This is a genomic window from Limnofasciculus baicalensis BBK-W-15, from assembly GCF_024178385.1.
Lineage (GTDB): Bacteria > Cyanobacteriota > Cyanobacteriia > Cyanobacteriales > Coleofasciculaceae > Limnofasciculus > Limnofasciculus baicalensis.
Genome location: NZ_JAMZMM010000214.1, coordinates 1 through 10,665, shown reverse-complemented (window position 1 = coordinate 10,665; position 10,665 = coordinate 1). Strand labels below are relative to the sequence as shown.

Annotated in this window: 11 protein-coding genes; 8 read left to right on the top strand and 3 right to left on the bottom strand. The window is 43.5% G+C overall.

All coding sequences use genetic code 11. The annotated features are described in order from the left end of the window. Nucleotides 1-206: 206 nt before the first annotated feature. Nucleotides 207-1,448 (bottom strand): vWA domain-containing protein, encoded by a 1,242-nt coding sequence (locus NJ959_RS19035; RefSeq protein WP_254013318.1) that lies wholly within the window; start codon nucleotides 1,446-1,448, stop codon nucleotides 207-209. Between the two features lie 235 nt (nucleotides 1,449-1,683). Between NJ959_RS19035 and NJ959_RS19030 the strand changes: the two genes are divergently transcribed. Genes NJ959_RS19030 through NJ959_RS19020 form a run of 3 tightly spaced genes read left to right on the top strand, consistent with a single transcriptional unit; the run spans nucleotide 1,684 to nucleotide 3,667 of the window. Beyond that, a complete protein-coding gene (locus NJ959_RS19030; protein WP_254013317.1) occupies nucleotides 1,684-2,340 on the top strand; it encodes an ATP-dependent Clp protease proteolytic subunit in 657 nt (218 codons plus the stop codon). Between the two features lie 57 nt (nucleotides 2,341-2,397). Next, nucleotides 2,398-2,988, top strand: a complete 591-nt coding sequence (locus NJ959_RS19025) for an ATP-dependent Clp protease proteolytic subunit (protein WP_254013316.1) — start codon at nucleotides 2,398-2,400, stop codon at nucleotides 2,986-2,988. A 52-nt stretch (nucleotides 2,989-3,040) separates the two neighbouring features. Beyond that, complete coding sequence (locus tag NJ959_RS19020) at nucleotides 3,041-3,667, top strand: J domain-containing protein (protein ID WP_254013315.1); 627 nt, start codon at nucleotides 3,041-3,043, stop codon at nucleotides 3,665-3,667. An 84-nt stretch (nucleotides 3,668-3,751) separates the two neighbouring features. Here the strand turns inward: NJ959_RS19020 and NJ959_RS19015 are convergent, their stop codons facing one another. Both NJ959_RS19015 and NJ959_RS19010 read right to left on the bottom strand, forming a co-directional pair. Next, a complete protein-coding gene (locus NJ959_RS19015) occupies nucleotides 3,752-4,345 on the bottom strand; it encodes a DUF1802 family protein (RefSeq protein ID WP_254013314.1) in 594 nt (197 codons plus the stop codon). Nucleotides 4,346-4,526: 181 nt separating this feature from the next. After that, nucleotides 4,527-5,693 (bottom strand): NAD(P)/FAD-dependent oxidoreductase, encoded by a 1,167-nt coding sequence (locus NJ959_RS19010; protein WP_254013313.1) that lies wholly within the window; start codon nucleotides 5,691-5,693, stop codon nucleotides 4,527-4,529. A gap of 80 nt (nucleotides 5,694-5,773) precedes the next feature. Here NJ959_RS19010 and NJ959_RS19005 point away from each other — a divergent pair, with 80 nt between their 5' ends. The 5 genes from NJ959_RS19005 to lpxD all read left to right on the top strand — a co-directional run bounded on the left by NJ959_RS19005 (nucleotide 5,774) and on the right by lpxD (nucleotide 10,181). Continuing rightward, nucleotides 5,774-6,943, top strand: coding sequence for a M20 family metallopeptidase (locus NJ959_RS19005; protein ID WP_254013312.1), 1,170 nt, complete (start codon nucleotides 5,774-5,776; stop codon nucleotides 6,941-6,943). 90 nt (nucleotides 6,944-7,033) lie between these two features. Next, nucleotides 7,034-7,198 (top strand): rubredoxin, encoded by a 165-nt coding sequence (gene rd, locus NJ959_RS19000; RefSeq protein ID WP_254013311.1) that lies wholly within the window; start codon nucleotides 7,034-7,036, stop codon nucleotides 7,196-7,198. Nucleotides 7,199-7,280: 82 nt separating this feature from the next. Beyond that, complete coding sequence (locus NJ959_RS18995) at nucleotides 7,281-8,543, top strand: BaiN/RdsA family NAD(P)/FAD-dependent oxidoreductase (RefSeq protein WP_254013310.1); 1,263 nt, start codon at nucleotides 7,281-7,283, stop codon at nucleotides 8,541-8,543. Between the two features lie 238 nt (nucleotides 8,544-8,781). Beyond that, nucleotides 8,782-9,147: a hypothetical protein gene (locus NJ959_RS18990; RefSeq protein WP_254013309.1), complete on the top strand. Its 366-nt coding sequence runs from the start codon at nucleotides 8,782-8,784 to the stop codon at nucleotides 9,145-9,147. Beyond that, nucleotides 9,144-10,181, top strand: coding sequence for a UDP-3-O-(3-hydroxymyristoyl)glucosamine N-acyltransferase (gene lpxD / locus NJ959_RS18985; RefSeq protein ID WP_254013308.1), 1,038 nt, complete (start codon nucleotides 9,144-9,146; stop codon nucleotides 10,179-10,181). The genes NJ959_RS18990 and lpxD overlap by 4 nt, the downstream gene beginning before the upstream one ends. Nucleotides 10,182-10,665 lie beyond the last annotated feature (484 nt).

The following is a 10,665-nucleotide window of genomic DNA, read 5'->3' as shown; positions in this document are numbered from 1 at the left end:
AGTGTGTCTAACGGCGAGGGGAGGTGAGAGTTGTGAAACGGTAGTGTGTAATATACTTGCTAGAAGAGCAGGGAGGTAGAGGGTGGGGAGAAAGGCGGAGAGAGTACGGGGAGAAGGATAGGGAGCTGCGAGAAGGGAGGGGGGAGCAGGGGGTGTAGGGTGTAGGGTGTAGGGTGAAACTATTTTTTTACTTCATACTTCATACTTCAATCCTGTAAAATAGTCTTAGATACAATACGAGTTTTCTTGCGATCGGCTTCTGAGAGATCTTCCCCAGATTGTAAGACAGTGGCATTAGTTTGGAGTACTGTAGCACCAGGGATATCTCCCATTTGGAGTGCGGTTTTCGCAGCAGTTTGGAGTAAGGTAGCAGCGCCAACACGATCTCCTTGTTGCAATTTTGCTTCTGCCAGTTGAGTTTGTCGGTATTTCCTCAATGCTAAAGAAGACTTTTCCACCTCACTATTGGCAGCGGGCTGATAAATGCTCTGAACATTAACTTCAACAGGTACTAGTTCTGAGAGTAATGCTTCTTGTCCCGCCCCTGGATTATCGTAACGTACTTGGACATTCGCGATCGCTCTACTCCCTTGTGGCAGTTTCCCAATATAAAGGTTACCCAAGATGACACGCTGGGCATCAGTCATCAAATCGCCCAGACGTACTATAAACCGAGAACCTTCTTTTTGCAGTGGCAATTCAATTGTATCGGGAGCCACTTGAGCAACTGGTTTTAGTTCGGCAAACCGTACATTAGGCATAAGATCGAATAGGAGATAGGCATTAGTCAATCCAACTGTTTGAATCCGGTTGAATAAACGCCCAAACTCTGCTACTGCTTGTTCGGGTTTCTCTATATAAGAGAGACTACCGCCCCCAGCATCAGCAATTTTTTCTAAGATATCCTGATTCCAGTTAGCCCCAAAACCCAAGGAGCTAATCGTCAACTTCCGTTCAATCGCGAGTTGGGCTAATTTCAAACAGCGTTTATTATCACCATGTTCGTTCTCGCCATCCGTGAGCAAAAACACCTGAGATACACTATCTTGCTTACCTTTAGCAACTTCTTCAATACCCAGTTTAAGACCTTCATCAATAGCAGTACCGCCATCAGCCTCAAGTCGTTGGATTTGTTTTTTAACTTTATCCACATTTTCGATCGCCTGATTGCTCACCAGCACTTTAGCTCTATGATCGAAAGCTACTACAGAAATGCGATCGCCAGGATTTAGTCGATCGACTAAACCAATCGCTGCTTTTTTCACCGTTTCCAGGGGCTGTCCCCCCATTGAACCACTGTGATCTAGCACCAGACACAAATTTAAGGGAACTGAACGATCCAAAGAATCTGCGATCGCAGAAATCGCCACAGAGAGCAAACGGTTACTTGTTGCTCGATCAGCATCAAGATTGGCATCATCAAGTGCAGGATACAAACCAACTTTCATAAGAATACACGGTATGCGGGAAACGAGCGTGTCTTTTCTGGTTTTCTGTCAGTCTATGGGCAGATCCCGAAACCGGGTTTAGCATAGCACCCAAATACTAGCTTATTTTGCTTTCTTTTAGCATAGCACTAGTTCAATCTTGCTAGAACGGCTACAAACCAGCCCAGAGGCACGCTAATATGTTTTAAAGATAGCGCGATTATTGCTCTTAGGTAAAAGCCCCAAACCAAACACGATGAAATTACCAATTCAGGCTGTTCAATCCACTTACTATGGTCGTGCGAACTATCGGACACCACCGCCAGACTTACCCTCACTGCTACTCAATGAGCGAATTGTCTATCTGGGGCTGCCCTTGATACCTGCGGTGACTGAGCTGATTGTCGCCGAATTGCTGTATTTACAGTACCAAGATCCGGATAAGCCGATTAAAATTTACATCAACTCCACTGGCACCTCCCGTTATGATGGTGAACCTGTGGGCTTTGAAACAGAAGCCTTTGCCATCTGCGACACGATGAACTATATCAAGCCCCAAATCAATACTATCTGCATTGGTTCGGCGATGGGGATGGCAGCAATGCTCCTCTCAGCGGGTACTAAAGGCTGTAGAGCTAGCTTGCCTAATGCCTCTATTGTCCTACATCAGCCTAAAAGTTACGCTCGCGGACAAGCGACGGATATCCAAATTCGGGCAAAGGAAGTGTTAGCGAATAAAGCAACGATGATCGGTATCCTATCCCGCAATACAGGTCAAGCGCCAGAAAAAATTGTGAAGGATATGGAGCGGATGTTGTACATGACACCCCAACAAGCGCAAGAATACGGTTTAATAGATCGCGTCCTGGAACCCAGTGAAGTTCCTCCTGCGATCGCGGCGGTAGTCTCTTAATTTCCCACTCCCCACTCCCAATTCCCCACTCCCTTAATTTAAAATTAGGAGAAAACTATGCCTATCGGCGTTCCCAAAGTTCCCTATCAGCTACCTGGCTCTGCTTACACAGATTGGATTGATATCTACAATCGCCTCTATCGAGAACGGATTATTTTTCTGGGTAAAGATGTCGATGATGAGATTGCCAACCAGATTATCGCGGTGATGCTTTATCTGGATTCGGAAGATAACAACAAAGATATTTATATCTACATCAACTCTCCTGGTGGTTCAGTCACAGCAGGCATGGCGATTTATGATACCATGCAGCATATAAAGTCGGATGTAGTAACCATTTGCGTGGGTTTAGCAGCATCAATGGGTTCCTTTCTCCTTACTGCTGGGAAGAAAGGGAAACGGATGGCTTTACCCAATTCCCGAATTATGATTCACCAACCCTCTGGCGGAACCCGAGGACAAGCGACGGATATTGAGATTGAGGCAAGAGAAATTCTGCGGATTCGCCATCAACTTAATTCTATCTACGCCAAAAATACAGGTCAGCCTTTAGCGAAGATTGAAAAAGATATGGATCGCGACTTTTTCATGTCCGCTCAAGAAGCGAAAGAATACGGATTGATTGATAAGGTGATTGAGGAGAGATAGGAAAATGAGTACTAAGCAGAGGTAAATCTAAAATTGCATATTACAATCCTCAATGAAGCTGGCGGATTACTATCGCATTTTGGGTCTAAATTATGGAGCTTCCCTCGCTGACATTAAAGCCTCCTATCGGCGTTTGGCACGTAAATATCACCCAGATGTCAACACAGACAATAAATTATTAGCTCAATCAAAATTTATTGAGTTAACTGAGGCTTATAAGCTGCTCCTTAATCTTGTCAAACTCTCTGGCAACCCTAGCTCTGCTGTTTCGTCTCAGGCGGTAACGCCTGAGCCGGAATTTAAAGTCAGACAAGAGTCGCCACCTACTGTCAAAGTCACTCGCAAACCGCCATCGGTTACTGTTTATCCGCCCTTGTCAGAGGTTGAACAGCAGCTTAAGTGGAGTTCCTATAATCACTTACAGCAGCTTCTCAAGGAAGGGCGGTTTGCTCGTGCGATCGCTCTTGTGGAAGGGTTAGCACAGCGGATTCCTCAAGATCCAGAAGTTCGTCAGTGGCACGCGATCGCTTATCAGTGTTGGGGACGACAGTTGGTGAAGGAACGGCAGTTGGAAAAGGCGAGAATTTATTTGAAGAAGGCTTTGAAAACCGATCCTCATAATCGCTCTTTGTGGGCGGAAATTGAGGTTGATTTTCGGCGGATGGAGCGGATGGTTTGAGGATGGGTTTTATTGGTAAGGAGTTGGGGCTTTTTTTAACACAGATGGCACGGAGGTTAACGCAGAGGTACACAGAGGATTTGACTAATTCTCTCTAATAATCTGGTGAATTTGGGCTATTTGTTGGGTGTAGTTATTATCGTCTATGACTGGTTTTATTTCTGTTAGGGAAATTGGTTGATTTAGATCTATCCATGAGCGACATCCTCCGTATTCAGGTTGGTAAGGGATTGTTGAGGTTGATGGTAGTTTGTAGGTGCGGAGTAATAATATATATAGTGGTTGTTTGGGTTTCCATTTGAGTCTGGTGGTGGCAAATTCTTCGTTCCAGATGTGGTGGGGTAGCAGTGAGGTTAGTGTTTTTTGTTCGCTTATTTTGAAAATATCTGTGATTTTGGCAACACTACTAATTTTTACTGTTTCTGGATGCCAGCCTGATGGTACAGGTGTGACTTGGGGGGCATATTCGGGTTTTAATAGGTTGGGTTGTTGATGTTCGTATGTGGGGTAGAGTAAAATGCGATGGCAACGCCTGCCTTCGGCACCGCATGTAACTTGGAAGCGGTTACTCTCTTCACGAATTCCGCCTTTGCGCATGAGCATTATTGTTTTACCTTCTTCTAAGGCATTGATGGCAACTGCCCATTCTTTTAGGGCTTTGGTGGTGGTTGATTCCATGGTGGTGATTTAGATGATTTATTTATCCCAGGGAATAGGGAACAGGAAACTCTTAACAGAGAATACGGAATGTGCAACAATTAATGTCTCATTCATGTTACCGCTTTCAAAAATTTCAATATCCAATTTAGATGGACAGCAGCTTATCAGTAAGGGAGGAAGGGGCTGGGGAATTAGGTTTTTAATTAGTCGAAGACAACTGAGTGATAATATTATCTTCCTCTCCAGTAACCCAATTAGCAAAACGCTTGGCTAAGGGTGGCACTAATACCCAAGGATTGGTAAATCCTGAAAAAATATAACCTCCTGCCACGTTATTAATTGCATTAACAATAGGCAATCCATTATTACTAAAGGCGACTAAACAATGATGCCAAGTTCCGGGTATATTTTCCAAAGCAGGTAAGACTTTGCCAACTTCTTGGCGAATGGCATTTTCACTAGCTACAGGATCTATTTTAGCATAAGGATTAGTAATAATTCGGCTAATTTGACCCATCCGTAAACTACCATCAAGAAACTGAATCGCCCCAGGATCTAAAATTGGTGGTACTAGTTCGTTTTCCGGCTCATCCCATAAGGGATCAAATTCAGGTGTAGTGGCTTGCTTTTCCAGTTGAAATCGTTGCGAATTGGCTGTCATTACTGTAGTTCTTAATTTGAGATTAACTGGTGGCGTTTCAATCATTTCCGCATGGGTAAAATACAAGGGAATGGAAATAGCAGATGCTTTAAGTAAGGCGCGGCTAAGTCCACCTGCACAGATAACAGTATTAGCAGCATAATAGGTTTGGTTAATTGTTTTTACACCCTGGATAGAATTTCGTTTTTGTAAAAGTTCCATGACTTTACCGATTGCAAATTCACCTCCAGCCCGCAAGAAGGCTTGGTGGTATGCTTGGGTGGTATATCCAGGATGGATATGAGCATGAGGGATAATTAAAGCACCTGCGATCGCATCTGGATTTAGCAAAGGCTCTAAATCACAAGCATCTTTAACAGAGATTAGTTTTGGCGTTATGGTAAACTGGGCATAGTTAGTAACAGCTTTATGGGGGTCTTCATCAGCGGGAATAGTCATGATTAAATCCAATTCCCTGAATTGGGTATCAGCTTCTAATTCTGCTGATAACTGACGATGACATTTTATCCCTTCCTGGCACAATAACCGCGTTAATTCTGATGTACCAAACAAGTAACCAATACCGCCATAACTATAAGGGGTTGCCCCAGACAGTCTGGTATCTTTCTCTATAATTAGAACCCGTAAGCCTTTGGTGGCTAACTCGTAAGCTAAAACAGCACCAGTAATACCGCCACCAACTACAATCCAGTCGTAAGTTTTCATAATTTTTCTTACTAATTGCATAATTGCATAATTCCCAATTCCCAATTCCCAATTCCCAATTCCCAATTCCCAATAATCTTATGCTTACCCGAATTAAAGACTTAGCGCAACAACTCGCCCCTCGCCTAATTGAAATTCGCCGCCATATTCATGCCCATCCTGAATTAAGTGGACAAGAGTACCAAACCGCCGCTTATGTTGCAGGCGTGTTATCATCCTGTGGACTTATTGTACAAGAAGCGATTGGGAAAACGGGGGTAATTGGTGAGTTGGTGGGAGGTACGGATGACAGATTAGTTGCACTCCGCACGGATATGGATGCCTTACCCATCAGTGAAATCACTCATCTGGAATTTGCCTCGCGGAAACTGGGAGTTATGCACGCTTGCGGTCACGATATTCATACTACAGTAGGTTTGGGTACGGCGATGGTTCTTTCTAGTTTGCCAGAACAATTACCAGGAAATGTGCGCTTTTTATTCCAACCTGCGGAGGAAATTGCCCAGGGTGCAAATTGGATGGTACAAGATGGGGCAATGAACGATGTTAGTGCTATTTTTGGTGTTCATGTTTTCCCGACAATTCCTGGAGGTTCGATTGGTATTCGCTACGGCGCACTAACCGCAGCCGCAGATGATTTAGAAATATTTATTACAGGAGAATCTGGACATGGTGCGCGCCCTCATGAAGCAATTGATGCGATTTGGATTGCTGCACAAGTTATTACTAATTTGCAGCAAGCAATTAGTCGTACTCAGAATCCATTACGCCCAATAGTATTAACAATTGGACAAATTAATGGGGGAAGAGCGCCTAATGTAATTGCCGATCGAGTAAGATTAGCAGGAACAGTGCGATCGCTCCATCCAGAAACTCATGCTAATTTACCTCAATGGATTGAAAATATTGTCACAAGTGTTTGTCAAACTTATGGCGCTAAGTGTGAGGTAAATTATCGACGGGGTGTGCCTTCAGTGCAAAATGATTTAGCTTTAACTCAGCTAGTAGAAGCAGCAGCAAAAGAAGCTTGGGGTAGTGAAAAAGTGCAAATTTTATTAGAACCTTCTATGGGTGCTGAAGATTTTTCTATGTATTTGCAACATGCACGGGGTACTATGTTTCGTCTTGGTGTGGGATTTAAAGATAGGCTTAATTATCCTCTACATCACCCCCTATTTGATGTGGATGAAACGGCAATTGTTACGGGCGTGGTGACACTTGCTTATGCTATTTATCGATATTGGCAATAGAAATCACTTCTCCTTTACTCCCCATTATGAGATAATATACTTCAATCTCATTCCCATACCAACACCAACACTAACAAGGATCTTGTGAAAATGCAGAAATACATTTGTACAGTTTGCGGCTATGAATACGATCCAGAAGAAGGAGATCCTGATAGCGGTATTCAACCCGGTACAGCCTTTGAAGACATCCCAGATGATTGGGTTTGTCCAACCTGCGGCGCTACTAAATCGGATTTTGAACTTATAGAGGAATAGTTTTGCTAATGGCTAATGGCTAATGGCTCATGGCTAATAACTAAAAAACTATTCTACTCCCCATTCCCCACTCCCCATTCCCTTGTCTAATTTAAAAATAGTCGTTATCGGTGGTGGTGCGGCTGGATTTTTTGGTGCAATTACCTGTGCAGCAAACCATCCCCACACCCAAGTCATCTTACTCGAAGCATCACCACATGTATTAAGTAAAGTTCGTATTTCTGGTGGTGGCAGATGTAATGTGACACACGCTTGCTTCGATCCTGCTATGTTAGTTCAAGCTTATCCTAGAGGTGGAAAAGCATTGCGAGGAGCATTTACTCGCTTTCAACCAAAAGATACCATCGCTTGGTTTGCATCCCAAGGTGTTCAACTGAAAACAGAAGCTGATGGGCGGATCTTTCCCGTCACAGATAATTCTCAAACTATAGTGGATTGTCTGATTAATGCTGCTATTTTAGCCGGAGTCCAAATCCGTACTTCTACGCCCGTCAAATTAGTTTCCCCACACCCCATTCCCAATTCTCCATTACCCATTCCCCAATTCCAAATACAACTAAAGAATGGTGATATAATAGAATGCGATCGCGTTTTGATTGCCACAGGTAGTAATCCCCTAGGATATCATTGCGCAAAAGATAATGGCCATTCTATTGAATCTCCTGTACCATCTTTATTTACCTTCACAATTCGCGATCCTCGCTGCCAGGATTTAGCTGGGGTTAGTGTCAATAATACTTCTATCCATTTACCTGAAGCTGGTAAAGTACTAAAAGCACAAACAGGTCCATTACTAATTACACACTGGGGAGTTAGCGGTCCTGCGGTACTAAAATTATCTGCCTGGGGGGCGAGATTTCTCCACGACTGTCGCTATCAGACACCATTAATTATTAATTGGCTACCTGACTATAAGTCAGATAAACTAAGAGAAATGCTCCTAGCAGTCAAATCTCAACTTTCTCGTCGGATGATTACTACCAGTTGCCCTATTCCTATTCCTAAACGTCTCTGGGTTAGCTTGTTGAATCATGTTGGGATTGGAGCAGAGCAAAGATGGGCAGATTTATCGAAAAATGCGCTAAACTTGTTGATTCAAGAACTAACTCAAGGACGTTATATTATTCAAGGAAAAGGTGTTTTTAAGGAGGAATTTGTCACCTGTGGCGGTATCAACTTAAAGGAAGTAGACTTTAAAACAATGGAAAGCCGCATTTGTCGAGGACTTTACTTTGCCGGGGAAATCCTGGATATTGATGGTGTGACAGGTGGCTTTAATTTTCAAAGTGCCTGGAGTACCGCTTGGCTGGCAGGTGAAGCCATGGGAAACAACTCATTAGTTTAATCGTCAAGAGAGAGAGTAGGGAGTAGGGAGTAGGGAGTAGGGAGTAGGGAGTAGGGGATAAGGGTATTTTTTCCAACCCCTCAATCCCCTCCAGCCACCCTTAACAAGAGGGGGATAATTTACTTGAGGGTCCCCTTTTGTTGGCGAAGCCTTCGGGAAGGGTAGGGGGATTTAGGAGAATCTTCGATTAACAAATCTGTCTCAATAGTGTAGTATTGAAAAACAATTCTGGAGGAGTATGATCGAAAAAATTGCTGCGATTTCTGCGATTACCTTAAGCACCCTACTACTGGGAGCAATTTCAATCCAAGCCCAGCCAAGCCCCCAAAATGAGATTAGCACCGGAATTGAACTCAATCGTGCCAAAAACTTAGCTAGAATGGCAGTCGAGAGAGAAAATGGTGGTTTGGGTAATTATCGCGCAGAAGCATCAATGCACGGTTTGGCAAATCAGGCTCCTTATGTGGAAAATAGTGAGGGAAGCTGGACTTTCACATTTAAAGGGCGCAGACCGATGTCTTCAATATATAACATTGAAAGTGTAGTCACAGTCGATCAAAATGGAACAGTGACAATTGATTCTAATGGACCAATTAGGCAATGAAATTTAGTGAAATCCTGCAAACCCTCAATGTAGCCGCAGCCTGCAATAGTCTAACCACTAGCCCCTTGTGCAACCCAGAAATTACAGGTGTTGCTGCGGTTGATGAAGCAACTAGTGGCACTCTTAGTTATATTGAGGGGGCGAAGTTTGCTTCAATGGTGAGTAAAACTGATGCTTCGGCTTTAATTTTGCCCCAAGATGAAGCTTTGCAGGCAAAAGCGACAGAAAGAGGGATTGCTTGGATTGCCATAACTGAGCCAAGATTATTATTTGCTAAAGCGATCGCAATTTTCTACCAACCCTGGCAACCTGCACCAGAAATTCATCCCACGGCTGTGATTCACCCGGATGCTCAAATCGGGGAGGATGTTTATATTGGCGCTCATGTGGTAATTCAGGCGGGAGTGAAAATTTGCGATCGCGCCTCGATCCATCCCAATGTGGTAATTTATCCTCATGTGGAAATTGGCGATCGCACTATTTTACATGCTAACTGTACTATCCATGAACGGACTAGGATTGGGGCAGATTGCGTAATCCACAGTGGCGCTGTTATCGGTGCAGAAGGCTTTGGTTTTGTGCCAACTCCCGATGGCTGGCTAAAAATGGAACAATCTGGCTATACGATATTAGAAGATGGCGTAGAAATAGGCTGCAATACGGCAATCGATCGTCCCGCTGTTGGTGAAACTCGAATTGGCAAGAATACCAAGATTGATAATTTAGTCCAAATTGGACATGGTTGTCAAATTGGCTCCGGCTGCGCTATTGCAGGGCAAGCTGGGTTAGCAGGTGGCGTGAAAGTAGGGAATAGGGTAATTCTGGCTGGGCAAGTGGGAGTAGCGAATCAGGCTCAAATTGGCGATGGCGCGATCGCAACTGCAAAAGCTGGAATTCATAATAATATAGAATCAGGCGCAATTGTCTCAGGAATTCCCGCTATCCCGCACAAACTATTTTTGAAAATATCAGCAATTTACAGTCGCCTTCCGGAAATGTATCAAACAGTTAAACAAATTCAGCGGGGAAAATAGGGGAATTGCTAATTGCTAATGGAAAACAAATCTTTTGGGGATTTGTACCACAAAGCTTGATTTCTGGCAAAGCAATTGGCATTTTCTGTCCAATCGAGCGCCAAGGAATACTTGATACTTCAATCTCTGTTAATTCCAAAAATAAACAGATGCTGGAGACTATCCAGGAATGGTTTAAAACATCACCAGATTTATGCTATATGAAGAAGTGGGCAAATTCTCCTATATCAAGTAGATATTTTAATTAATTATTGGTTGTTTGTTGTTTGTTATTGGTTGTTTGTTATAGCACTACGTTTATTGGTTAGGAAATTCCCTTGTTGCCTTTTCCCCGTGCCCTTTTAATCCAAGTCTATTGCCCCAATCCATTTGCGTGCTGCGATCGCAATTCTATTCTAAATTAGTCGTAAACTTGTAGCGCGGGCATCTTGCCCGCGTCTGGGTTGAGGACCCATTTAGAAATGCTATATATTAGTAATAAATC